Consider the following 24,221-nt stretch of genomic DNA (forward strand, 5'->3'; position numbering starts at 1 on the left):
ATTTAAGTAATGTTTTGTGGTAATCTCTCTAGGTCTTCTTTATTTCTATTTATCCAATATATTTTATATTTATTATTACTGTTATTATTTATTACTATTATATATATATAATATATAAGGGTTTTAGGAAGCTAGAATCCGCCTCACTGGCTGACTTTAGACATGTGATTTCTAGGAACGCTTTTAGGAACGTAGGTAAAAAAGCTAGCTCTCACGCAGAATTTAGATTCCTGATTTCTAATTACTGATTTAGGAACCTAGGAATTAGGAATGTAATACAATCATTGATGGTGCTATTTCTTAAGTGCTAAGTTTTAGTTGAGTGGATGTAAATTGATAGTAGCTATATAGATTGAAAGGGCAATAGAGAAAACTGGGTAAACTCTAAAATATTTTTACCCATAAAAAAAGACTTATCCTAACATTAAATTTTCCCTATAGCTAAAATCTTCAGCTCCAAGAGTGAATTTTCCTATACCACAAGCAAATGGTCCAGTTGGAATGTCAAGCCACTTATCCTCTCTTGAACCTGTAGACATCACTTTAACTAACTGCTTTACCTGCAAAAGTTCCTGTACCATACGCTCTAGTCTATCCCTTCCCATGCTGTGAAAAACTTCAGGTAGTCTATGTCGTTGCTTATATACTCCTGTGCTTCCTGTGTGAGTAAATGGATGCCCTGAAGCAGCAGATCGTGTAACTGCATCGATAAGACATATTTTAAGGTCTTTTTCACTAGCATTTTTAACTGTTAGTTGTATTGTTATATCTTCTAGTAGACCTGTTTCCTGATTTCTTAGATAAGTTCTTACAGTGCGATCAGCTAACCCATTGGCCTTCACAACTGCCCCATGAAATAAAGCATTCTGTCTTGGTGTTTCTCCTACTGCCTTAAAGATTTCTAGCCTAGCTGTATTTTCTATTGGCCAAAAAGCGTATGAGCATCTAACACCATTAACAAGAGCAGAGGTACCTCTAATTGCATCGCGTGCTTGTTCAGCAGTTAATATTGGTTTTTCTCCTTTTGGCTTTCTCATGTGATGAGCAGTAATTATCGAAGCTCCAGTACTACATGCTAAATCAGATAATAAGCACATTAGATAATCCCCTACAGCAGGATCAGCATTTATATCTGCATGGATAAATGAAGCAAGTGGATCAAATACTATCAATTTCAGATCTTTAATTTCCTCGAGCTGTTTCATTATGGATTCGAATTCAGGAGAAACTTCGACGATTTTACCACGAACATTTCTGAGTATTGTAAGTGATCCTCTAACGTTTGGCAGTGGTACAATAAATAGTTTGTCTTTATATTTTAATCTTTCACATTTAGGGTCAAGTCGTTCTAAGCGGCGGTGTACCTCACCTGCATCATCTTCTGCTGAAAAAATCACTACTGATCCATGTTCAGTAACAAGTGAACCAAAGCCACACATCTGATCCTTATCACTTGCAACTTTGAGAGCTAAATCAAGTAGTAGCATTCCTTTGCCTGTATCTCCCATAGCAGCTACTATTGAAGTAACGCCTAAAGGAAATAACCCTTCAACTAGGAACTTTTGTGTTGGTACTTCACCTAAATAACGGCTGAGATTCCAATCTAAAATATTGAGTTTATCATTTTTTTAACCTCCTTTCAATAAACTCAGAAGCTCTTATTCCTTCTAACACACAATCAGCAGCATCCCAGCCTTTTGTTTTATTTTGTGGAATATTAAGAATAACAAGTGATGCAACTCCGATCTCTAAAAGCTTTTTTGCAGCATTTTCAGCATATCGTTTACCTGCTTCATCATTATCTGGCCATATAACAACGTGTTTACCTTTAAGTGGAGTCCAATCTGTCTTCTCAATAGGTGCATTTGCTCCTGACATTGTTGTTGTAGCTACAATTCCTTGTTCTATCAGCGCTTCTGCACATTTTTCTCCTTCAACCAGAATAACTTTATCAGACTTTAAGATTTCTGGAATGTTGTAGAGTGGCCTTATCTCTGGTGCTGCAAACTTAGATTGTTTGACATCAAAAGGCTTGTATACTTTTTTCTTTCCAGGAGGATCAGAACGGTAAACTTTTACAATGACCTGGCCATTTTCATCATAATAATTCCAACTGTGGGTAATAAATTTCTCGAAGTCTTCATCAACATATTGTTTCTCTCTGTATTTTTTATTATTTCCGAGCCATTCACTTATTGAAGCTATTACCTCAGGAAACTCTGTCCTTGCATTCTTTCTATGCACAGCTGCCCAAAGGTCGATAATGTCACCACCTTCTCCAGTTGCAAAATCATTCCATAACCCAGCTCTACTGCCACTTAATTCTACTACCAGACTTTTTCCTTTATTACCATGCACATCACCTACGTAAAACTTATCTCCACGGAAAGTTCCTCTTGGTAAAAGGTAAAAAAGGCAAGATCTTATGTTAAGCAATAGTTCTGCTTTATCATTTAAAGATTTAGAATCGATATTCATAATAAAACCATAAACAACCTTACATAAGAGTTATTCAAGTTTTGAAGGCTAATGTTTACATCAACATTATTTTAAATGCTACCGCAACTATTCTCAAAAAAAAGCAAGCGAATATCAATAGGTTAAAATCGTATCGCAATTATTTAAATTTCTCCGAACCTGCAATTAACCGTCTATAAAGGTCATCCTTGATAGTTAATTATTCAAGGAGCTTTAATGAAATCAAAGAATTCTTACTCAGGAATTGATCCCATAATTGTCAAGTACGTTAGACATTACGCAAAATGTATAAAGAACTTAAAGTGTTTTGCGCATGACAGTCTTGAAGATATTGAGCAAGAACTTTTCTGTATGATTTGGCCTGCTATTGAGAAATATGACGAAAGTAGAAGCTCTTTTTCTACCTTTGTATGTCAACTTGTTAAGTGTAGAGCTATTAATTTAATCAATAAGCAACTCTGTAAAAAACGTGGTGGCAGACAAGGTATATTCTATGTTGATCCTGATGATCTACATGAAGTAGTTGATGATAGATGTCGTTTTATCACTGAAATCACAACTCGTATTGATGTGAACGATGTTATCTCAACACTACCCCAAGAATGGCAAGTACTATGCAGACAACTGGAATTTTTCAGTGTTCCAGAAATAGCTGAAATAAATGGAATACCACGCACAACAGTTTATAACACTTTGCAACGAATAAGACGGCACATAAAAAATTTTTTTTAGCAAATCAAACAACAAGTAACAGTTCTAGTATAACTCTTATAGGAGGGCCGCGATATATGACTTTAAAAATAATAAACAGCAAAGAAAGGGTAAAAATAGTAACAGGTGTAAAGGTAGTAATCTTTGGACCTTATGGAATCGGCAAAACCAGTCTGCTTAAAACTTTGAATGAACCAACACTTTGTCTTGATTTTGAAGCAGGACTTTTAGCTGTACAAGACTGGAAAGGGGATTCTATCAATATGCGCACTTGGAATGAGGCCAGAGATATTGCTTGTCTTATTGGTGGGCCAAACCCTGCACTAAAATCTGATCAAGCATACAGCCAAAGACACCATGAACATGTATCTGGCAAGTATAAAGATCTTCTTTCTGAAGTTTCTAAATACCGATGCATCTTTGTAGATAGTATAACTGTTGCTTCACGTTTATGTCTATTATGGGCAAAAATGCAACCTGAAGCTTTTTCTGAAAGAAGTGGAAAGCAAGACATGAGAGCTGCTTACGGAATGCTTGCTCAAGAAATGATGGCTTGGCTCAATCAATTTCAACACATCAGAGATAAAGACATCATCATAGTTGGCACACTAGGTCAATATCTCGATGACTGTAATCGTTCAACATGGCTACCTCAATGTGAAGGTGCTAAAACTGCTAGTGAAATTCCTGGGATAGTTGATGAAGTAATTAGCATGGTTGGAATCAAGAAAGATGATGGCACAGAGGTTCGCTCATTTGTCTGTCAGACTATTAACTCTTGGGGATATCCCGCTAAAGATCGCAGTGGCTGCCTGAATATGGTTGAAGAACCGCATTTAGGTAAATTACTTGCGAAAATTAAAGCCAAAACCTTGGCTTCTGTTGCCTAAATTTAATTTTAAAAGGAGTGATATGGAACAAAGCTTTTTCAATATCGGTCAAAAAATCCCCTTTTTCAGCGTAAAGGAGTATTTAAGTGATCAAACGCCAATACCAGAGGACATAATTTCCCCTAGAATTCTAACTAAAAGAGGTTTGTTGGTACTGGGTGGCCCACCTAAAATCGGCAAAAGTGACTTTTTGATCTCTTGGCTTGTCCACATGGCTGCTGGAGTTTCGTTTCTTGGCATGACGCCGAGTAGACCTTTGAAGATCTTCTACATGCAAACTGAAATTGAATATGAATATATGAAAGAACGGTTGCAACAACTTCAACTTGATAACGAACTTTTGAATGTAGCTGCTAACAACTTAATCATTACGCCAAAAGTGCATTTATCATTTAATCATGATGAAATAAGTGAAATCAAGGAAATCGTGAAAGAACGCTTTAAACCTGATGTTTTGGCCATAGATCCATTGCGTAACATCTTTAGCAGTGAGTATGGAAATGAAAATGATAACAGTGCTATGCTGTTTTTTCTGCAAAAGACTCTTGAAAAGCTACGCAGTGCTGTCAATCCAGATGCTTGCATTGTACTCACTCATCATACAAAAAAATTATCAAAAAAGATGCTGGAAGAAGATCCATTTCAGGGTTTAAGCGGAGCTGGTTCTTTGAGGGGATTTTATAGTACTGGCATGGTGATGTTTTCTCAAGATGATGAAAGTACTGTACGTCAGATAGTATTTGAACTGCGTAATGGTGAACGTGTGGCAAGTAAGCTTGTTGATAAGATAAATGGTCATTGGCAGCTTGTAGACCAATGGAGTTGATTCTTTTTTTTACTTAATTTATAGGGAACAATATGCTAACAGATTTTTTAACTGATTTTAATACTGCGAAACCAAGGAGTAGCTTAATACCAGCGGGTACCATAGCAAAAGTATTGGTTAAAATTTGTCCTGGAGGTCATGAACCAAATGGCTTACTCACGAAAAGTAAAAATACTGGCAGCATTTACTTAAATCTCGAATTTACTGTAGTAGAAGGACCATACTCAAAACGTAAGATCTATCAAATTTTTGGTATTCAAGGTAGTAAATTAAACGAAAACGGAGAAGATATTTGGGGAGAAATGGGTCGTTCGATGATCAGGAGTATTTTGGAGTCAGCTCGCAATATCTATCCTCATGATGATCGAGAAGAAGCAAATCTTGCCCGTAAAATTAAATCCATTTCAGAACTAAATGGCCTGGAATGTTTAGTTAAGATTGGTACGGAAACTAGTGGATATGGTGAAAAAAATAAGATCATCTCAGTGATTACTCCAGAATATGGTAGTTACGCGAGTTTTATGAAGGCAACAGTTAATTGGAATTAAAAAATTTAAAAGTAAAAAAATAAATATGGGGGATATATGGATTTTTGGAGTATTACAGAAAACTTTTTGTGGAAAGATTCTGAAGATGTTTTAGGAATTAGATCACTGCTACTTCATAATATTAAAGCATGCATTTCTCATCTTTTTCCTAATGGAAGATTCTATAAAAAGAAGTTTTGTATTGCTGATCTACAAAAGGACCAAATCGTAGTCGACATGAAGGCAGGAAATTGGTCTAGCCTAGTTACCGGTAAAAGTGGAGATATCATCAGTCTTTGGGCATTTGTTACTGGTAAAACTAAACTTTTTGACGTTATTGGCTTAATATCAAAATGGCTCAATGCTGAAAGATTCATTTACCGTGATGAAAACGGCAAAGACATTATTTATGTCTATCTTTATAATGATAACAGTTATTATGCTTGGAATACTAAAACGCGCAGTAGTGATTCAAGGCCTCTTTTCAACATTCCTGAAATCATAAAATCAGACAGAGTAGTAATAGTAAAAGGCGAAAAATGTGCTGAAAAATTAACAAATCATGGTATCACAGCAACAACAGTAATGTTTGACTCAATTGATCAGACAGACTTTTCACCTCTCAATGGAAAGCAGATCATCATTTGGCCAGACAATAATGAAGTAGGTAAGCAGTATGCTGAAAAAATAGCTAATAAGCTGAGTAATCTAAAGTACTCTATTTTCAACATTCCAGAAGGTAAAAAGAGTGGATGGAGTGCTCTTGATGCTATTGCAGAAGAAATAGATATAAACCGGCTGTTAATATCAGCCAATCCAGTAGTTAAAGAAAACATCTCAGCTTTTTCTGTAAAGCAGTATTTAAACGATAAGTCACCAATACCAAAAGATATAATTTCCCCAAGAATCTTAATACCAGGTGGATTATTAGTATTTGGTGGTACTCCTAAAGTGGGAAAAACTGATTTTTTGATTTCTTGGCTCGCTAATATGTCAGCAGGTGTTCCATTTTTTGATATGGTACCAGTAAAACCTCTAAAAATCTTTTATCTACAAACTGATGTTGGCTATCACTATATGCGTGAGAGACTACAACAACTTAAGATTGACAGCAAACTTTTGGACTTAGTTGCCAATAACTTTGCTATTACATCTGATACTAATTTACTACTTGACGAGAGTAAAGTTTATAATACCGTAAAACAATTTTTCAACCCAGCAGAGGTAGATGTTATCGTTATTGACTCTTTACGCAATGTCTTTAACTATAGAAATGAAAATGACAACAATGTTATGTATTCCTTTTTGCAGGAAAAAGTCGAAAAGTTACGTTCTACAATTAATCCAAGTGCAGGAGTTATCTTAACTCACAATGTTAATAAAAAGCTTCCTAAGGAAAATCCTTTTCAAAGTTTAAGTGGTGCAAGCAGTTTAAGAAATGTTTATACTTCTGGTATGCTCATGTTAAAACCAATCGAAGAGGAAAATATTCGCCAGTTGATGTTTGAGTCAAAAAATGGTCAGTCCTTGCCAACAAAGTTTATCAGTAAGGTTAATGGCAGTTGGTATTCACAAGTTTGCGGTATTTAGTATGCAAAAGAATAGGGTTTCAAAAAGCTTTGTCGTTGTAGGAAGGCTAAAGCTCATAGAGAATAAAAATATGCCATCAAATCTGAAGTAGCTGTGGAAATAAAATTATAAAAGGAAATACAAGAGGTGAAGCAGAAATTTACCTTTTTAACATAAGAGTAAAGGGATTAAGACGATAACCGTGTTCTTTACAAGTTAATTCTGGCCAACCAATGGTTTGAATAACATCATCACGTTTAATGCTTAATCCCAATTGATTGGCTAGTTTTTCTTTTATCGTTCTTTGCATTTTATTCAGAGGATATCTTATTTGTTGTTCTAAATCTGTGATTTCTGAATGAAAAGTTAAACGGTCTGCTATTTTTTCAATGCTAAGGGGTATATGTTTCTCTAACGGTACATCATTTTCAAAATCATTAAGGAATTGTTTGAATAAAACGCGAAAAATACTAACACACAACGTAGCTCGTTTATTTACTACTTCGATGTCATTGACGTAAACCACACCATGCGAAAACTTTAGTTGTAGAACCTTTTTTGGTAATTTAGGTTTAACTTCCTTTAGTGAAATAATGGGAAAGATTTGCGTAGAAACATTAGCAATTAACTCTGGTATAGCTGCTTCAAGAATTATTTCATGTAAACTCTTATTCTCACAAAAAAGATCAGACATTTTTACGATAGGCAAAACAAGTGGCAAGTTTGGTACATTTTCTCTTACGGTAATAAGGGTAGTGGGCTGAATTCTAAGTTTATCTATGGTGAAATGTACTGCATCAGTGCAAAGGTCGAGAATAATTAGGCTTACGATGCTACCTTGGCTACTTACGTGGTAAACTCCTTCTGTTGCTTTTTGCCAGATGAACTTTGAGTTGTTCAATAGACTCTCAAACCAATGTGCAATTTTTTCTAGGTTAAGATTGGTTGATAGTAGGTGAAATCGTTGCTTTTGATGAGTATTGGGTAAAATATAGCGACAACAATCTTCACAAAGCATGTCATCACACTCTTCATCAAAATCTCGACTAATAGGAATTTCATTATTACAATCTGGGTAAAATACGTGAGGCCAATCTAGATGATCTTCTTCACGAGAGCAAATAACAAAATCAACTTCTTTTAATTTAATAAAACCAAGGCCAGACAACCACAATGCAGTTTCTAAATAAGCTTTACTAGGATCAATCCAGGAGTCATGAGATCTCAGAATATCTGCAACAGCTTGCTTTTGGGAGAATTGTAAGTCCATAGGTCTCTTTCATTAATGATTTAAAATCTTCTCGCTCGTTTTTATTGAGTATGTGCTCTGAGTAATAAATAGTAGTATAATGTTGATTCCTTTTAAAGAACAGAGTCACTTTCTTCTCTTGAAATACAATACGAATAGATTCAACAAGTGAATTATCTTGCTCGATTGTTAGTTTTAGCATTTGTAATTCCCGAGCAATTGAGTTAACTGGATTGGTGACTACAACTAAGTACGTGTCTTTCTTGAGCTGAGTCGAACGAAACTTTACCTCAAATAGACAAATATTAGGATCAGTACCTTCTATGGAAGATTTCAAGAATGTTGCAACAAGAAGTGTACAATTCTGGTCTTGCATGTCGATAAATAAGCATTCACATTCAAAATAATTACTTACGATACTATTTGCTATTTTTAGGCTTTCATTAAAATTCTTAGCACACAGGTTTACTTGATTACCGTGCAATGAAAAATCCAGAATAATCCAACTTGGTCTATATCCATGGATAATACGATTTGAATTAAAAAGTAAGTCCTTATCGCTAGCTCGACGTATAAACACATATATACGATTTTGATGATAGAAAAAACCTTGTAGTTGAGTTTCAAAGCCATCATCTTTTTCAGCATCGTATTCTTTTAGTAATCGGTAAGTAACTTCTTTTGATATAAAGTTTTTAAATGGAGTTTTCATCTGCCTTGGAGAGTTCTGTAAAGCAAAAGATGAAAATCCTCTCTTTTGTACTTTATCAAAATGGTAAACACATTTGATTAATTCTGGGTCACTATGGAATAAAACAAAAATTAAGGATTTTTTATCATGTTTGTTATTTTTACATAGAAAGTTTGTGATCAACTCTTCAGTCAAAACAGACCTTGCTACTTCAACAACAGCAGACTCAAGTTTAGAATGGTTGAAGTGGCTAAGTAGATAATAGCTGAACAAAGAGTCTGAGCAACCTATAAGAATTTTGCGTTGTTCTTGAACTGAAATATCGTCATGTTTCTGAAATTCAAATAATTGGCCATTTTGCTTATGTGTAAAGGAATACTGAAAAATAACATTTAGTTGTCTACCTGAAAGAGAATTAAGCCAATTTTTACGTATTTCTTCATCTTGAAAGCTAGGCAGCCAATGATCTACTGGCATTTCCAAACTACTCTCCCAGAATTCTCTACTAGGATAAAGATTAACCATATATTATGTATAATATAATACGCTACATTTAACATAATTCAAAAACTAGTCAACGGTAAAAATTATAACAAAGATTTAAGAAAACAAATCGATAAAAATATTTTTCTTTCACTTAAACATACAACAATGAAAAATGTATATATTAAGTAATAGGTCTGCGTAAAAAGGGAAATGTCAATACTCACAGAGTCAGGAAGAGCAGCAATAGCAGCAAGCATAAAAGAGCAACCAATACATCTTGCTTGGGGCAGTGGTGATGCCAATTGGGAAAGTAGTCATCAAGTCGAAAAAGTTTTTGTTGAGGATGAAATAGCCCTAGATCACCATCCCATTAAAGACGTAAAAGTTTTTATCGGACAAACAACTTATCAGCCAAGTGTTGACTATACAGTTGATAGTAGTACTGGTCTAATAAAACGTACGGAAAATAGCTCTATTCCAGTAAGTGATAAAGTTACTGTAGAGTATACTGAAAGCACACCACCTGAACCTATAAATTCTATAAAGCTCTTGAATGAACTTGGCAGACGTACTGCGGATGAAGTGCTATTCTGCACAGGTGATGAAAATGGCGAACTTATAACTCCTTCTGGAAGGTTTAGGCCCTTAAATGTACCAACTAATAACTTGTACCTTAAATTCACTTTCGATTTCACGGACGCAGCAAATCAAGTGATACGGGAATTAGGGGTTATGGTTGGTACTAAAGTAAAAGAAGAATTACCTATAGGACAGAGATATTTTGAACCACAAGATATAGAAGATCCGGGAATTTTGTTAGTTTTAGAGCATACCGTACCACTTATCAGAACTGCTGCAACCCGGGAAACTTTTTCGTTTGTTGTAACCTTTTAGAATAAAATGACTTTAAACGCCTATTATAACCGCTTTAATCCTGACAAAGAGTACGAAAAGTTTGTTCCTTGCAGGAAGAGGTCTACAGTCTGCAGAATTAAATGAGACTCAGGAGTATGCTCTTTCTAAGCTTAAAGGCATAGGTGATGCAATATTTCGTGATGGTGATGTTATAACGGGAAGCAATTGTATTATAGATGCAAAAACTGGTAAAGCTACACTTGAGGGAGGAAAAATCTATCTGCGCGGTGCAGTTAGAAAAGTTGAAAAAGAAGAATTTGTTATTCCACTGAGTACCACAGTTCGCATAGGTGTTTATTATGTAGAATCTACGATTACAGAACTTGAGGATGAAAACCTTCGTGATCCTGCTGTTGGTACAAGAAACTATCAGGAAGTAGGAGCTGCAAGGCTTAAAGTTTCCACCATTTGGGGTTATCAAGCAGAAGGTCTTTCTCCACGTTTTTCTGAAGGAGAGTTTTATCCAATCTATAACATTGAAAATGGAGTATTAATAGAACATTCACCACCTCCACAAGCAAACATAGTAACTACTGCTCTTGCTAGTTATGACAAAGAAGCAAATGGTTCCTACGTCGTAAATGGTCTTGAAGTAATGTTCCTGCAAAAGGAAGAGGGAGAAGGAGGAAAAAAAATATTTGTGATTAATGAGGGCAAAGCTCATGTTGATGGCTATGAGATTGAACTTCCTCACAGTATTCGTGTTTCTTTTGATGAAGATCCGGATATAAAATCAGTTGAATCAGAACCACATACTTTTCAGCCAAATAGCCAAAGAGTAATGGAACTGAAGGTTAATGATTTTCCAATCAGTGAAATCAAGAAAGTAGATATAACTGTTCAAAAAACATTTGCCGTTACTCATGGTTCATACTCTGGAGCTATTGATCCGATACCTGACTCTGCGGTACTTGAGATTATTCAGATAAAGCAAGGAGACGTTATTTATGAAAATAGTACAGATTACAAGCTCAGTGGAGGAAATGTTGATTGGTCATTACCGGGAAAGGAACCAGCACCTGGGAGTAGTTATCAAATAACCTACCGCTTTCGCACTCATGTAAGCCCTGAAGATGTAAATGAACAGGGATGTAAAGTAAGGGGAGCAGTTGACAATAGCTTGGTTTTAGTTGATTACACCTGGAAAATGCCCCGTTATGATTTAATCACCATAGACGCAAAAGGGGTAGTAAGGAGAATAAAAGGAATCACTGCCATTAAGTTAAGGGAAAGAGAAGTTAAGATTGGACAAAAAATTTGAAGTGATTGATAATTATGGTAAATACTAGGGTGAATTTTTAAGAAAAGAGAGTCTGAAAAGTGCAAGTTATTTAAAAAAGTAATAATTGCAGGTTATTTTGCAAAGAATGTACTAATGCAATGATACTGAAAAGATATCTTGAATTTAAAACACATGTTTTCTAGCTCTTTTCTGGTAGTTGAGTGAACGAATATCAGATATCTTATGACGATCAACTCTTCTCCCTTTTCTTACCACTAAAGTGTTCATCAAAAATAACTGTGATAGTCGATCCATAATGCAGTCTATGTCTGACTCTGTAGAAAAAATATCAAAGGCTAAGTTTTTAATCGCATTAAATGAGACAGATTTATTGATGCTTTTTTTTAGTTTACTATTCTGTGCGCTCAACGTCTCTTCATCATCTTCTATCATGATACTTTCTAGATTACTGATGAAGATAGTTGACCAAAAATCCTGCTTGATAGTTTCAATACTTTTTCCTGTGAAATTCTCTAAATTTAATCTTCCCTTCAGCCTAGAAAAAAATGTTTCTACTCCCCAGCGCAAGTAATATAATCTCTCAAACTCTTCGACTGTAAAACTTTGCTCATCTAACAGAGATGTTACTAACACTTCAACTTCTCCAGAAGAAAGTATTATTTTGACTAACCTGAATTTCATCTCATCAGGTAATCCTAGCTTTCGTAGCTGTCTTGCTACTTTAATAGGTGCGGTAGACACTACCACCATACTAGATGGGCTTTCCGGCTTAAACATAGCGTTTATTTCATTGAAAGACGAACTTGGACAGCGAATTATATAATTGATTTTCCTTCCTGTAAGCTCAGCAAGAAATCGATAAGATACGTATCCTCTATCACAGATTAACAAATCGTCTGATTTTATGGATTCAAGCATACCGATCGCTAAATCAACCTCATAGCTGTCACCTCTACTTAGCACAGATTTTATTGCAATATTATTTAGCACATCGTAGCAAACTTCAAAGGTTGCACTTGTATAGTCTTCAAATCTCTGGATTCCATTCCATACTGCTCTTGAGCCAAACTCGCCTATTATTTTGTCGCTCTTTGGCAGAATCAGTATTGAAGCATCAAATGCAAGTACTCTGAAGCCATGGTGGGTTTTAAATTCCTGATCTTGGTAGTATAGGGAAACTATATCATCATTTAACTCTGAAAACGCAGTATGCTTTAGCTTCTTTCTTGCTTGAGTAAATGCACTTGCCGTAATTGTGTAATCTTTTCTTGTATGCAGAACAAACTCATTAAGCATTACTTGTAATGACTTTACACTCTTTCTAAAAATCAGGAGAAATACATTAATGAAGGGCAGCTTTCTTTTTCGTGAGAAGTCTTTTGAGGATGCTCTGTGTGCGTTTATAAAGTTTAAACTCATCAATTTATTTTTTATAAACATGATTATTCTTTTTTTTACTCATGTCATTACTTCTTTTAATTTGTGGATCTTACCTGATTTTACAATACAGTCCATCACTTTCCCTTAACTTAATGGCAGTGATAAAAGGAATTGCCCACCCTTGGAAACCATCAATGCCAAAAGCGCCTAGCGGACAACTTTTACTCTGCTACATTCATCAGACGTGGAAAGATGGGGAAAAGGTGAAAGTAATGAATAATGCTATCCATGCTGTACCGATGAATGAACTCGAAGCAATGAAGAGTGGAATAAGAGATCTTTATGTGCTAGTTGCAGAGGAACGTCTACGTAATGATGCAAATTCAAGAGAACCTACCACAAAAAAAGGAGTATTTGTTGATCCGTTCTTTGATGATGATATGCGTGATCAGGGTATTTCCCAAACTGCAGCAATAGTAAACAAGGAACTAATTTTGCCAATAGACGTAGAAATTATTGATGTTGAGAAGGGAAAAAAACCTTATTTGTTGCCGTATGAACTTGAGCCGGTATTGGAACAGCTTTTACAGACTAAAAGTGAAAGGATCAATCCATATCAGGCATTTGATCCGATACCTGCAAAAGTTACCATGAACAAAAACACCGATCACTGGACCGAGATAAAGACCAATTGGTCAAGTCCAGTGACAAGAGAATTTAATACTAGAGAAACAACAGAGTTATTGTCAAGTAATTCATATGAAACTGAGTTTATGAGAGAAGCAGTACAAGATTTTGAGATCGAAGGTTTTGAGCCAAATGAGAAGCTTAAAGAGATAAAATTCGATGGCATCGTCATTCAACCCGTGGCATAGGGGAAAAAAAAGTGGAAGCTAACAACCAGGGAAAATTAAAGGGAAAGGTGAAAGTACCGGCAAATATTCCAGCAGGTACTAAATTAGTACAGTTTTATGGGGATAAAGGAAGCTATGGAGAAGCAACATATACTGGTAAAAAAACTATTACCATAGAAGAAAGAAGAAGAGTTTTTTCCAGCAAACGTGTTGATCCTTTGGCACAGACATTTACCTTGGATGAAAGTAGGCATATAGGAGGTGTAGATCTATGGTTTACAAATAGCGGCAAAAGACGTGTTGTTGTGCAGATTCGTGAAACAACAGTTGGAGTGCCCTCGCAAACAGTTATCGCTGAAAATTCCATCGAGCCAACTAAAATCAATACTAACGGCACAGCAACGCGTATAACTTGGTCACCAGTGTTTTGCCATGGAGGGCAGGAATATGCGATAGTTTTACTTACCGATGACGGGGAAAATGCGGTCAAAGTAGCAGAACTTGGCAAATACGATGCAGTAAACAGCCGTTGGGTAACCAGTCAGCCTTATCAAGTAGGAGTACTACTTTCATCGAGCAATGCAAGTACTTGGACTCCACATCAAAATTTAGATTTAACGTTTCGACTACTAGCTGCAAAATTTAGCGAAAATTCTCACGTTGTTGATCTGGGCAAAGTTACAGCAAACAATACTTCAGATTTAATTGTTTTGACGAACGTCGAAAAAGTAGCATTTGATACCAATGTGGAATTTGTTTTAACAGATGAAGAGGGAAGAGAAAACTTTTTGTCTGATAATTTGCCGCTTGCACTGCGTGAAAGATTATCTGGAGAGCTAACGGTAAAAGCAAGCCTAAAAGGAGGGCAAGAAAAAAGTCCAGTGTTATATCCTGGGTTACAGCTAGTTCTGGGAAATATAAGGGAAGAAGGAGATTATGTCACCAGGAGCATTACCGCCGGCTCTAACACTAAGATAACAATTACCTACGATGCATTGATACCCGGTACTGCAGACGTTAAAACTTATGTAGAGAAAAACGTGGGAGAATGGCAATTAGTAAATTTAACAACGGGAAAACCAATAGGAGACAACTGGGTGGAAAGAACTCACGTGCTATCAAATTTTAATGGTAATGAGACAAGGGTAAAATTAGTGCTTAGCGGAACGGTTGTTTATCGTCCAAGAGTGAAAAATTTAAGAGTGATTGTAACATAGAAATGCCAAATGATGAAACTAAACGAGGATATCCTTTGCCGCATCCAGAGAACATTGCTGCTCAAGATGTAGTACGTATACGCAGAGCCATAGAAAAGATAGATGAAGATATGAGTGAAAGAGAAGAGGAACTTAAAAATAATTTTGAACGATTTAGATTTGAAACTTTTTTGAATTTTTGGGAATGAAAGAAGCAATATACCAAAGGATAAAGGATTTAGCAGCAAGTAGCACACCTTATCAATTGGCATATCTTGCAAAATCGCTGGAATTGATAGCAGATAAAAAAGCTATTTCCAACGTTGTACAAATGACCACAATAAAAGAAATAATTGATGCACTACAAGGAAGACTTAAGGATTTAGCAGCAAATAGTACACCAGATCAACTAGCATATCTTGCTAAAGCATTGGAATTGATAGTCGACAAAAGTGCAGTGTCTGAAATTGTATACATGACAGATGGAAAGTTGAAAGAGCTCCTAAACGCTGCAAGATCGCACTTGAATGAGATAAACACTAACAAGGAAAATTCAATATCAGCGATAACTGTAGCAAAGACAAAGTCTGTAAATGAGATCAATACGCTAAAAACTAACACCTTGGATACTTTAAAAGTGTCATCAGATTCATATGTATCGCTACTTGACACGAGAAAGGATGCCAATATTGCGGCAATAAACAGTATTAGCAACAATCATAAAGATGGTCTTAAAGGTGTAGTAGAAAGTTTTCGTGCTATTAATAATGTACCACCTGGTTCATCAATTATAGGAGAAATAGAAACTCGAGATGAGCAATTAAAAGCATCCCTTACAAACGAGATAAAAATTAGGGAAAATCAGCTAAGAACACTCACAACCAAATTCAACTCCATCAATGATGTGCCTAGCAGTTCATCAATTATGAAAGAAGTGAAAAAGAGAAATATGGTTGAACTAGGGTCATTACCTTTCTTGTTTGGTGTGCTCAGTAGAAAAAATAATTACCTTGGCTATGGAACTTTCACAACTGAATTTGGAAAATGGAACAGTGGAACCGACTACATGCTACAACTACTAGCAGGTAGCCATATATACGATACAAGTTACGTTAGCTTTTATCGGCCAAGACAACTCAGTTTTATAGAGGGAAATAAAGGTACATTTATTTACGGAGAGTTATACACAAACAGTTTTTCGAGTAGTCATGATTCAATATATTACTACCCATATGCTGCACTTGGAGTAATATTTGTAAAAAATACAACCAATGCGAACATAAATAAAACAATAGAATTTGTTGGATCATCTTGGAGTGCGGAATATGCAAGTGCAGGATTATTTGTGGGAATTCCTGATAACACCAATGCTAATAAGTCAAGAATTTCAAGTATAACGTGGAAAAATGTTTACATACACACGGGTTATAGTAGCAGCTTTGCTGGATCAGGGAATGTAGAAATTCCAGCAGGAAAAACAGTTGCAGTATTACTTTATACATCATCTTATCTATATTCCAGAGGAAAAGTTAGTGAAGGTATGCTTTCAGGTGATGTACATATCTATGGTCAGTTTATCCAGTGGGGAATTTATAACATACGTAACAACTTTTTAACTGCAGGGCTTGAAGTTGATGTAGAGAGGACACTAAGAGCGTGGCAATGTCCGGGATTATCTGAAACCTATGAGCTCTGGAGGTAACAAACAATGTCTATCTATATTAGATTTGAGAATGATAAACAAGTAGAAACAACAACGCTTGAAAGTAAGCCAACAGGGAATGATTGGTACGAAGCACCAGAAAATTTCGACTGGCAAAAGAGTTATTGTTTAACAGAAGGAGGGAAAATTGTTGAGAGGAGTCAAGAAAATATTGAGCTGGAATTACTGGAAACTGCGAAACTTTCTGCATTTTCTAGTCTTCGTGCTTATTATAATAACTATACTCACCAATATGCAGGATATTCTCATCAAAAGCTTAAGTCGTACGAAATACAAGCAAAAGCCGCAGAGAACATTTTAGCATCACCAGAGTCTATAAATAAGAAAGATGCAGAAGTTATAGAGCCATTAGCAAAAGTCCGTGGTATTACAGTTATCGAAATGGCAAGGATAATCGAGGAAAAAGTGAAAAAAGCAGTAAAAGCGATAGTGAAATGCGAGGAGTTGGAAGACATGGCGAAGAGGAAAATTGAAGAAGCTAAAAGTGAAGTAGAGCTACAGGCTTTGCTCAATGACTTTAAACAAAGAATGCAAAAAAAATGACAGAGCAATTTTTACATGGTGTAAATGTTATTGAGGTAACCTCAGGGGCCAAGGTAGTACGCACAGCTAAATCATCAGTGATAGGAGTAATAGGTACTGCACCTGAAGCTGACGAGCAAAAATTTCCACTGAATAAGCCAGTACTGATAGCAGGAAGCTTAAAAGAAGCGGTAAAACTTGGCAAAAAGGGGACTCTTTTTTCAGCAGTAAATGGAGTATTTTCCCAAATTGGTGCAACAGTAGTAGTTATTCGAGTTGAAGAAAGTGATCCAAAATTAAAAGAAGAAGAGACGCTGAAGAATATAATTGGCGGTGTTGATGAGGAAACCGGAGAATATCAGGGAATTGAGGCATTTCTCAGCAGTGAAAGCATAGTTCATGTTGCGCCAAGAATATTAATTGCACCTCAGTTTACTCACCAACTACCAGAAGATGGCAAAAATCCAGTGATTTCAGCATTAATTTCTATAGCAGAAAAGCTAAGAAGCATAATAGTAGCAGATGGACCAAATACCAATGATGAAGAAGCAATAAAATGGCGAAAGAGCATCGGTAGCTCAAGAGTTTACATCGTTGATCCATGGATTAAGGTCTTTGAAGAGGAAGAAAAACCGGCAAGTCCTTTTGTAGCAGGTTTAATAGCTAAAGTAGATAGCGAGCAAGGATTTTGGCATTCACCTTCAAATAAAGAGATAAACGGTATTGTTGGAACGAGCAGGCCTATTGATTTTACGCTCGGTAATACAAATTGTAGAGCAAACCACTTAAATGAAAATGAAGTAACAACGATAATTCATCAAAATGGCTACAGACTTTGGGGAAATAGGACATGTTCAAACGATTCGAAATGGGCTTTTCTATCAGTGAGGCGTACTGCAGATTTAATTAACGATAGTTTACTTCGAGCTCATCTCTGGGCAGTTGATCGAAATATTACCAAAACTTATATAGATGATGTGATTGAGGGGGTGAATTCTTATTTGGCCAATTTAAAAGCACAAGGAGCTATTATCAGCGGAAAATGTTATGCAACACCCGAATTCAATACACCAGCAAATATTGCAAGCGGAAAAGTATATTTTGACTTCGAATTTACACCACCATATCCAGCTGAACAGATTACTTTTCGTTCATGGTTGGTGAATAATGAAATATCGTAAATTTTATTAAGGGGAAGAAAGATGCTACCAAAAATTTTAAAGAATTTTAATGTATTCGTAGATGGCCGGGGTTATGCAGGAAAAATAGATGAAATAACCTTGCCGAAGCTTACCATAAAAACAGAAGAATACCGAGCTGGTGGTATGGATATTCCAATAAATATTGATATAGGCATGGAAAAGCTAGAAGCAGATTTCACTTTTTCTGAGTATGATTCAGAGCTATTTAGACTTTTTGGGTTGATAAATGGAAATTCGGTATCTTTGACGCTAAGGGGCGGATTACAAGGCAGCGGAAGCAATGATATTGAAGGAGTAATTATCAACCTTAGGGGCATATTCAAAGAATTTGACTTTGGTAGCTGGAAACCTGCTGAAAAAGCAACGCTGAAGTGTACTGTAGCTGCCCATTACTATAAACTTACTATCGGTGGTAATGAGTTAATAGAAATCGATGCTGAAAATATGATTAGAAAGATAAATGGTGTTGATCAGATGGCATTACTTCAGACAGTGCTTGGAATATGAAGATTTTTAGAATTCTATTTTTTAGATGTTGATCAAAAACGTTTTACAAGATTTTATTTTTTTAGGAGAATTTTATGCAAACTATAACACTAAACAACCCAATAACAGTTGATGGTATTTCTGTCTCAGAACTTACCGTTAGACGTCCAAAAGTTAGAGACTATTTGGCAATAGAACGCATTAATGGTAGCGACCTAAATAAGGAAGTAACTTTGACTGCCAATTTGACATCAGTTGCAAAAGAAGCGATTGAAGAGTTAGATATTGCTGATTATGTGAAAGTGCAAGAGGTATTAAAGGATTTTTTTTCACCGATTATCCAAAAAACTTGAGATTAGAAATACTAGTGCTTGGCTCTATCATAGGTGGTGGAGTTGAGCACATTCTTGATATGGAGATTAGTGAGTTTATTTTATGGAGCAAATTAGCTAGGGAGTTCAAATGTCAGTATTATCGATAAAAATAGGTGCGGTACTTGATGGCAGTTTTAATACTGTAATAAAGGGAAGCAGTAGTCAACTTACCCGTCTTGGTGAGAATATAAGAAAGCTTGATTCATCTTTAAAATCAGTATCAAAGTTTAAGCAGTTGGGTAGTGATGTTTTAACTAGCAGAAGGTCATGGAAAGGTTTTGAGGATCAGGTAAAATCTTTAGCTAAACAAATGAAAGCAATAGAGAAACCAAGCAAAACTTTAAAAGCTGAGTTTGATAAAGCTAAGTTTTCTGCAACAAAAGCAAAAGAAGCATATTTGAAAAAGAGAGATGCTTTGCATTCATTTAATGAAGAAGTAAGGAAAAGTGGAAGAAATATTAAGTCATTAGTAAGTGATCAATATAAACTTGGTTCTTCTATTGAAGTGCTAAAAGGTAAGTATGGTAAGCTTGGGTCTGCAATACGTAGTCACCAAAGTTTTTTAGCAAGCAAAGCACATTTTAAGTCACAAATTATAGAGACTATTGGGCTAGGCCTTTCGCTTGCAGCTCCAGTTAAAGTTGCAATTGATTTTGAATCGGCTATGGCTGATGTTAAAAAAGTAGTTGATTTTGACGAAAAGACAAAGGAAGCTGATAAATTTGCCAAGAAGTTAAAAGAGATGTCACGTACTATACCATTATCTGCTGCAGAATTAGCACAAATAGCTGCAAGCGGTGGTCAACTTGGTATCAAGAAAGAAGATCTTTTTATGTTTACAGAAACAGTGGCAAAAATGTCTACAGCATTTGATATGTCTGCAGAACAAGCAGGAGATTCTATAGCTAAACTTTCTAACGTTTATGGAATTAATGTTAGTGAAATGGAACACGTTGGTAATGTGATCAACCACTTGTCAGATAACACTGCTGCTAAAGCAAAAGATATGGTTGAAGCTCTAGCAATAGTTGGTGGTACTGCAAAGCAGTTTGGATTAAAGTTTGAACAAACAAGTAGCTTAGTAAATGCTTTCATTAGTTTGGGCAAACAACCAGCAAAAGCTGCAACTGCTATAAATGCACTACTTTCAAAACTTCAAACTGCTGAAGGTCAAGGAAAAGAATTTAAGGAAGCACTAGAAGAAACGGGCATAGCCGCAGAAGAAATGGTACAAAGGATAAGTGAAAATGGGGAAAAAGCACTACTTTACTTTTTTCAAACTCTAAAGAAAATGGATAATCAGGAACGTTCTACAATCCTGATGAAACTTTTCGGTCAGGAATATCAAGATGATATTGCATTATTAGCTGGAAGTTTTAATAAGTATGAGGATGCAATAAAGTTATTGGCTAATACAGAAAAGTATGGAAGCTCTCTGCAAAAAGAATTCAAAAATCGTGCAGACACTACAGCCAATAAATTAAGACTCCTTCGCAATGCAATAGCTGAAGTTGGTATGAACCTGGGCTCGGTGATGCTGCCTACTTTAAAATTTATAGCTGAATTTTTACAAGAAAAAACTAGGAGCATAGCCTTATTTGCAGAAAAATATCCAACCTTAACTACAGCAATCATGGGAACTATAGCAGCTTTAATAAGTTTGAAAATCTTAGTAGTAGGCTTAGGTTATGGGTTTACTTTTTTAGCAAGTACAGTTCTCGGTTTAAGGGCAAAAATAATTGCAACATTTTCATTTTTATCAGCTACAGTTTTTCCTGCAGTAATAACAGGGCTAAGAGCAATAACGCTTGCTGTAATGAGTAATCCTATAGGGCTTTTAATTGCTGGACTTGTCACTGGTGCAGCACTTGTTATCACTCACTGGCAAAAAGTGAAGGAATTTTTTGCTAGTTTTTGGAAATCAATCATAAAACCGATAGGAGAGGCTTTTTCATGGATGGGAGATACAGTTAGTAGCGTATTTTGGAAAGTGTCAGAAAATAGTCCAATAAAAGAATTTGAGAAGAGAAAAACTGTTATTTCGTTAGTTGATGGAGAAGCTAGCAATTTACTTTCTAAAAATAGTATTTTTAATAATGGGAATCCTTTATCAAATAATAGTGTGATGAAAGGAATTTCTAAAAATAGCTGGAATAATGTTAAAATTAAACATGCTATCGCAGAAAAGAAATCTATAGTAGATGAGAAAAATCTAAAAGAGTACGTAAAAAGCAAATATGAAAATAAAACCTTTAACCAAACTCAACATAATTATTTCAACATAAGTGTACAAGCAGCACCAAATCAAGATGTTCGCAGCCTTGCTGATGAAGTAATAAAAAGGATAAGAGAAAAATCACGTGATGTTCTGTTTGATACCATAGACCCTGTTTATTAAAATGTTGTCTCTTGGCCCGTATAAATTTGCTCCAACAAGTTTAAAGTATAATAGGGAAAATCGTTGGAGCACAATTGAGTGTATTGAAAATATGCCACTATTACAAAATATCGGTCAAGGTATAGAAGATATAGATTTAGAAGGAACGATTTATCTACATAATCTCAATGGGCTAAATCAATTAAAGAATATGAAAGAAGCTGAAAAACCACATGTTTTAGTAGATAGTTTAGGTAATATTTTAGGACAGTTCGTAATTACCAGGTTAGAAGAAAAGCAGATGTATTTTTTACCTAGTGGACTACCAAGAAAAGTTGAATTTAGTTTGAGTTTGAAGAGCTATAGATGATTATATATTACTTAGCCAAAGAAGGAGAAATGCTAGATCTGATTTGCTGGAAACATTACGGATTTACGGATGGAGTAGTGGAATTAGTACTAGCAGAGAACTTAGGTTTGGCAGAATACGGAAGCTTTTTGCCTGCAGGATTAAAGATAAAGCTTCCTACTATTCAGAAACCAGTACAAAAGTCAAAATTAAAGGTCTGGGAATAAATGCAGCCAGATTTTATAATAGATAAATGTGAATCAATTAAAGATAGAGTCATATCATTGCGCCTTACAGATGAATCTGGGACAATAGACGATGTAGTTGAAGTACATGTTGATTACAGGGACGAAGACATAGATATTCCAAATGAATTAAATATTGCTCTAGGTTATAGAGAAACAGATGTGTTGCCAATGGGTGTATATACAGTTAATGAAATTACAGTGCAAAGTCCACCTAAAACCTTACTAATAAAGGCTCATGCAACAAATTTAAGACTCTCATTAAAAGAAAAAGTATCTAAAGAATGGCATCAAATTACTCTAGGTAACTTGGTTAAGGAAATAGCAGAGAAACACGGATATGGGTGCAGAGTTGCAGAAGAATTTGAAAATGTGTTGATTCTACATATTAACCAAATAGAAGAAAGTGATATAAGTTTACTAACAAAAATAGCAATAGAACGCGAAGCAATGGCAAAGCTAGCTGGAGGATACATACTCTTTATTCCAAAAGGCAAAGCAAAGTCGGCAACTGGAAAAGCTTTAGGAACAACAGCTATTAGACCTCAAGACACAATAAATTGGAAAGTGCATTTTACCGTAAGCAGGTACAACTCAGTGGTTGCAAAATGGCATAGCTATGAAAGGGGTGAAACTATATCAGAAACAGTTGGCTTTGGTAGTCCAAGTTATACTATACAAACGCTTTACTCTAATGTAGAATCAGCACTAAGTGCAGCAAATGCTAAGTTAAAACAACTAAAGCGAAATAATGCAGTGTTGGACATCACTATGCCTGGTAATCCAGAACTATTTGCAGAGGCGAAACTTAGCTTGTTAGGGTTTTATCAAGATATAGACGGTGAATGGGTAATTGACAGAGCAGAACATGTGTTAGATAGTTCAGGTTATCGCACTGTGTTATCAGCATCAACGTTAAGAAAAAATCAGTAAAACAAATGTTTAATGTTGAAAAAAGTATTGAATATGAACAGAGACTCAAGAAATAAGCTACATTTTTGGTGGTTTATAGTAACAGTAGTATGTGTTATTATTACCTATTGCTATATGAAAGTAAAAGCTACAGATAATTATAAAACAATATTGCGGATTGCATCTGAAAATTGTAACTTAGAAATTGCGAAGTTTTCAGTAAAAAATTTATTAGATATAGATACGCAAATTTTTAAACTTACTACACTACATTATGCTGCAGGAGAAGGATGCTTAGAAGTTGTCAAGTTTTTGATAGACGAAGGAATTAATGTAAATATTATCAACGGGTATGGAAGTACAGCACTTCACAATGCTGCGTATCGAGGGGATTTAGAAATCATAAGGTTTTTATTGGAGAAAGGTGCAAATCCTACAATCAGAAATAAAGATGGAAAAAACCCAAGAGATGTAGCTGTGCTAAGATCACGGCACAATAAAGATAAACCATACGATGAAATTATACACTTGCTCTATAATGCTGAAAAGGAACACAAATCTGAGCAGTAATATTTCGTAACTGGGAAACAATAGGAAATATTTATACATGTCAAGTTTAAGATAATTTTTTTTAGATTGATCCATAAATTATTAACCTTATTACTCAATGTCTAAAATAGTTTTTTTCCATTTTCTTTCTTATGCCGCTTGCACTTAACTTGACGCTTATGAACACTACCAAATAAGAAATAATTGAAAGTCTTTTATTATACAATCAGGAAAAGCATGCAAAAACAAAAAATCCCAATCACAGTAATAGTAACGATGGTGATACAGACCATAGCAACAATTTGGTGGCTTGCCAAGCTTGATTTAAGAGTACAAATTCATGATCAATTTATAGAACGAAATCACGAACTAATAGAAACAGTTTATCGCCTTGAGGAGCGGGTAAAAAATCTCATTGAAGAAGTTAATGAGCTTGAGCAAAAACACAAATAACAACTAAATTTCAT

22 protein-coding genes and 3 pseudogenes are annotated in these 24,221 nt (G+C 35.4%); 21 read left to right on the plus strand and 4 right to left on the minus strand.

Annotation, left to right across the window (positions count from 1 at the left end; genetic code table 11):
- Positions 1 to 413: 413 nt before the first annotated feature.
- Positions 414 to 2,478, minus strand: a pseudogene (locus ABLO99_RS04635) (AAA family ATPase).
- Positions 2,479 to 2,694: 216 nt separating this feature from the next.
- On the opposite strand from ABLO99_RS04635, the gene ABLO99_RS04640 reads away from it, so the two are divergent.
- The 5 genes from ABLO99_RS04640 to ABLO99_RS04660 are packed head-to-tail and all read left to right on the plus strand — an operon-like array spanning position 2,695 to position 7,022.
- On the plus strand, positions 2,695 to 3,210 hold the full coding sequence (locus ABLO99_RS04640; RefSeq protein WP_349966921.1) for a sigma-70 family RNA polymerase sigma factor: 516 nt from the start codon (positions 2,695 to 2,697) through the stop codon (positions 3,208 to 3,210).
- Between the two features lie 56 nt (positions 3,211 to 3,266).
- Positions 3,267 to 4,079, plus strand: a complete 813-nt coding sequence (locus ABLO99_RS04645) for an ATP-binding protein (RefSeq protein WP_349966923.1) — start codon at positions 3,267 to 3,269, stop codon at positions 4,077 to 4,079.
- Positions 4,080 to 4,101: 22 nt separating this feature from the next.
- The gene (locus ABLO99_RS04650; protein WP_250294784.1) at positions 4,102 to 4,905 is read left to right on the plus strand and encodes an AAA family ATPase; all 804 of its coding nucleotides are present in this window, start codon (positions 4,102 to 4,104) and stop codon (positions 4,903 to 4,905) included.
- A gap of 32 nt (positions 4,906 to 4,937) precedes the next feature.
- A complete protein-coding gene (locus ABLO99_RS04655; protein WP_349966925.1) occupies positions 4,938 to 5,453 on the plus strand; it encodes a hypothetical protein in 516 nt (171 codons plus the stop codon).
- Positions 5,454 to 5,489: 36 nt separating this feature from the next.
- Entirely contained in the window at positions 5,490 to 7,022 is a 1,533-nt protein-coding gene (locus ABLO99_RS04660; protein WP_349966926.1) for an AAA family ATPase, read from the plus strand.
- A 139-nt stretch (positions 7,023 to 7,161) separates the two neighbouring features.
- Here the strand turns inward: ABLO99_RS04660 and ABLO99_RS04665 are convergent, their stop codons facing one another.
- Both ABLO99_RS04665 and ABLO99_RS04670 read right to left on the minus strand, forming a co-directional pair.
- A complete protein-coding gene (locus tag ABLO99_RS04665; RefSeq protein WP_349966928.1) occupies positions 7,162 to 8,271 on the minus strand; it encodes a hypothetical protein in 1,110 nt (369 codons plus the stop codon).
- Entirely contained in the window at positions 8,216 to 9,466 is a 1,251-nt protein-coding gene (locus tag ABLO99_RS04670) for a hypothetical protein (protein WP_349966930.1), read from the minus strand. The genes ABLO99_RS04665 and ABLO99_RS04670 overlap by 56 nt, the downstream gene beginning before the upstream one ends.
- Before the next feature lie 171 nt (positions 9,467 to 9,637).
- Here ABLO99_RS04670 and ABLO99_RS04675 point away from each other — a divergent pair, with 171 nt between their 5' ends.
- Positions 9,638 to 10,321: a hypothetical protein gene (locus ABLO99_RS04675; protein ID WP_349966932.1), complete on the plus strand. Its 684-nt coding sequence runs from the start codon at positions 9,638 to 9,640 to the stop codon at positions 10,319 to 10,321.
- A gap of 6 nt (positions 10,322 to 10,327) precedes the next feature.
- A pseudogene (locus ABLO99_RS04680) lies at positions 10,328 to 11,555 on the plus strand (DUF4815 domain-containing protein); the annotation flags it as partial.
- Positions 11,556 to 11,747: 192 nt separating this feature from the next.
- Here the strand turns inward: ABLO99_RS04680 and ABLO99_RS04685 are convergent.
- Complete coding sequence (locus tag ABLO99_RS04685; RefSeq protein WP_349966866.1) at positions 11,748 to 13,025, minus strand: IS4-like element ISWpi18 family transposase; 1,278 nt, start codon at positions 13,023 to 13,025, stop codon at positions 11,748 to 11,750.
- A gap of 101 nt (positions 13,026 to 13,126) precedes the next feature.
- Here ABLO99_RS04685 and ABLO99_RS04690 point away from each other — a divergent pair.
- The 14 genes and pseudogenes from ABLO99_RS04690 to ABLO99_RS04755 all read left to right on the plus strand — a co-directional run.
- Positions 13,127 to 13,840 (plus strand): annotated as a pseudogene (locus ABLO99_RS04690) (DUF4815 domain-containing protein); the annotation flags it as partial.
- A gap of 11 nt (positions 13,841 to 13,851) precedes the next feature.
- Positions 13,852 to 15,036, plus strand: a complete 1,185-nt coding sequence (locus ABLO99_RS04695; protein WP_349966934.1) for a hypothetical protein — start codon at positions 13,852 to 13,854, stop codon at positions 15,034 to 15,036.
- A 2-nt stretch (positions 15,037 to 15,038) separates the two neighbouring features.
- Positions 15,039 to 15,224 (plus strand): hypothetical protein, encoded by a 186-nt coding sequence (locus ABLO99_RS04700; RefSeq protein WP_349966935.1) that lies wholly within the window; start codon positions 15,039 to 15,041, stop codon positions 15,222 to 15,224.
- Positions 15,221 to 16,717 carry a hypothetical protein gene (locus tag ABLO99_RS04705; RefSeq protein ID WP_349966937.1) on the plus strand — a complete coding sequence of 499 codons (1,497 nt, stop codon included), beginning with the start codon at positions 15,221 to 15,223 and terminating at the stop codon, positions 16,715 to 16,717. The genes ABLO99_RS04700 and ABLO99_RS04705 overlap by 4 nt, the downstream gene beginning before the upstream one ends.
- A gap of 6 nt (positions 16,718 to 16,723) precedes the next feature.
- Positions 16,724 to 17,281 (plus strand): hypothetical protein, encoded by a 558-nt coding sequence (locus tag ABLO99_RS04710; RefSeq protein ID WP_349966939.1) that lies wholly within the window; start codon positions 16,724 to 16,726, stop codon positions 17,279 to 17,281.
- Entirely contained in the window at positions 17,278 to 18,441 is a 1,164-nt protein-coding gene (locus ABLO99_RS04715) for a phage tail sheath subtilisin-like domain-containing protein (protein WP_349966941.1), read from the plus strand. Before ABLO99_RS04710 ends, ABLO99_RS04715 begins: the two co-directional genes overlap by 4 nt.
- Positions 18,442 to 18,462: 21 nt before the next feature.
- A complete protein-coding gene (locus tag ABLO99_RS04720; protein WP_349966943.1) occupies positions 18,463 to 18,969 on the plus strand; it encodes a phage major tail tube protein in 507 nt (168 codons plus the stop codon).
- A 74-nt stretch (positions 18,970 to 19,043) separates the two neighbouring features.
- Entirely contained in the window at positions 19,044 to 19,301 is a 258-nt protein-coding gene (locus ABLO99_RS04725; protein ID WP_349966945.1) for a phage tail assembly protein, read from the plus strand.
- A 109-nt stretch (positions 19,302 to 19,410) separates the two neighbouring features.
- Positions 19,411 to 21,720, plus strand: coding sequence for a phage tail tape measure protein (locus tag ABLO99_RS04730; RefSeq protein WP_349966947.1), 2,310 nt, complete (start codon positions 19,411 to 19,413; stop codon positions 21,718 to 21,720).
- Between the two features lies 1 nt (position 21,721).
- Positions 21,722 to 22,069, plus strand: a complete 348-nt coding sequence (locus tag ABLO99_RS04735; RefSeq protein ID WP_349966949.1) for a phage tail protein — start codon at positions 21,722 to 21,724, stop codon at positions 22,067 to 22,069.
- Entirely contained in the window at positions 22,066 to 22,275 is a 210-nt protein-coding gene (locus tag ABLO99_RS04740; protein WP_208571687.1) for a tail protein X, read from the plus strand. Before ABLO99_RS04735 ends, ABLO99_RS04740 begins: the two co-directional genes overlap by 4 nt.
- A complete protein-coding gene (locus ABLO99_RS04745) occupies positions 22,276 to 23,226 on the plus strand; it encodes a phage tail protein (RefSeq protein WP_349966951.1) in 951 nt (316 codons plus the stop codon). It abuts the gene before it with no gap.
- 12 nt (positions 23,227 to 23,238) lie between these two features.
- A complete protein-coding gene (locus ABLO99_RS04750) occupies positions 23,239 to 23,775 on the plus strand; it encodes an ankyrin repeat domain-containing protein (protein ID WP_349966953.1) in 537 nt (178 codons plus the stop codon).
- Positions 23,776 to 23,991: 216 nt separating this feature from the next.
- Complete coding sequence (locus tag ABLO99_RS04755; RefSeq protein WP_349966955.1) at positions 23,992 to 24,207, plus strand: hypothetical protein; 216 nt, start codon at positions 23,992 to 23,994, stop codon at positions 24,205 to 24,207.
- The last annotated feature ends 14 nt before the right edge of the window (positions 24,208 to 24,221 follow it).

This window comes from Wolbachia endosymbiont of Armadillidium arcangelii (assembly GCF_040207875.1).
Classification (GTDB): Bacteria; Pseudomonadota; Alphaproteobacteria; order Rickettsiales; family Anaplasmataceae; genus Wolbachia.

Bases quoted from the DNA above. Each gene is read 5' to 3' on its own strand.
- ABLO99_RS04640 (WP_349966921.1), top strand. From the start codon at position 2,695: ATGAAATCAAAGAATTCTTACTCAGGAATTGATCCCATAATTGTCAAG.
- ABLO99_RS04645 (WP_349966923.1), top strand. From the start codon at position 3,267: ATGACTTTAAAAATAATAAACAGCAAAGAAAGGGTAAAAATAGTAACA.
- ABLO99_RS04650 (WP_250294784.1), top strand. From the start codon at position 4,102: ATGGAACAAAGCTTTTTCAATATCGGTCAAAAAATCCCCTTTTTCAGC.
- ABLO99_RS04655 (WP_349966925.1), top strand. From the start codon at position 4,938: ATGCTAACAGATTTTTTAACTGATTTTAATACTGCGAAACCAAGGAGT.
- ABLO99_RS04660 (WP_349966926.1), top strand. From the start codon at position 5,490: ATGGATTTTTGGAGTATTACAGAAAACTTTTTGTGGAAAGATTCTGAA.
- ABLO99_RS04665 (WP_349966928.1), bottom strand. From the start codon at position 8,271: ATGGACTTACAATTCTCCCAAAAGCAAGCTGTTGCAGATATTCTGAGA.
- ABLO99_RS04670 (WP_349966930.1), bottom strand. From the start codon at position 9,466: ATGGTTAATCTTTATCCTAGTAGAGAATTCTGGGAGAGTAGTTTGGAA.
- ABLO99_RS04675 (WP_349966932.1), top strand. From the start codon at position 9,638: ATGTCAATACTCACAGAGTCAGGAAGAGCAGCAATAGCAGCAAGCATA.
- ABLO99_RS04685 (WP_349966866.1), bottom strand. From the start codon at position 13,025: ATGTTTATAAAAAATAAATTGATGAGTTTAAACTTTATAAACGCACAC.
- ABLO99_RS04700 (WP_349966935.1), top strand. From the start codon at position 15,039: ATGCCAAATGATGAAACTAAACGAGGATATCCTTTGCCGCATCCAGAG.
- ABLO99_RS04705 (WP_349966937.1), top strand. From the start codon at position 15,221: ATGAAAGAAGCAATATACCAAAGGATAAAGGATTTAGCAGCAAGTAGC.
- ABLO99_RS04710 (WP_349966939.1), top strand. From the start codon at position 16,724: ATGTCTATCTATATTAGATTTGAGAATGATAAACAAGTAGAAACAACA.
- ABLO99_RS04715 (WP_349966941.1), top strand. From the start codon at position 17,278: ATGACAGAGCAATTTTTACATGGTGTAAATGTTATTGAGGTAACCTCA.
- ABLO99_RS04720 (WP_349966943.1), top strand. From the start codon at position 18,463: ATGCTACCAAAAATTTTAAAGAATTTTAATGTATTCGTAGATGGCCGG.
- ABLO99_RS04725 (WP_349966945.1), top strand. From the start codon at position 19,044: ATGCAAACTATAACACTAAACAACCCAATAACAGTTGATGGTATTTCT.
- ABLO99_RS04730 (WP_349966947.1), top strand. From the start codon at position 19,411: ATGTCAGTATTATCGATAAAAATAGGTGCGGTACTTGATGGCAGTTTT.
- ABLO99_RS04735 (WP_349966949.1), top strand. From the start codon at position 21,722: ATGTTGTCTCTTGGCCCGTATAAATTTGCTCCAACAAGTTTAAAGTAT.
- ABLO99_RS04740 (WP_208571687.1), top strand. From the start codon at position 22,066: ATGATTATATATTACTTAGCCAAAGAAGGAGAAATGCTAGATCTGATT.
- ABLO99_RS04745 (WP_349966951.1), top strand. From the start codon at position 22,276: ATGCAGCCAGATTTTATAATAGATAAATGTGAATCAATTAAAGATAGA.
- ABLO99_RS04750 (WP_349966953.1), top strand. From the start codon at position 23,239: ATGTTGAAAAAAGTATTGAATATGAACAGAGACTCAAGAAATAAGCTA.
- ABLO99_RS04755 (WP_349966955.1), top strand. From the start codon at position 23,992: ATGCAAAAACAAAAAATCCCAATCACAGTAATAGTAACGATGGTGATA.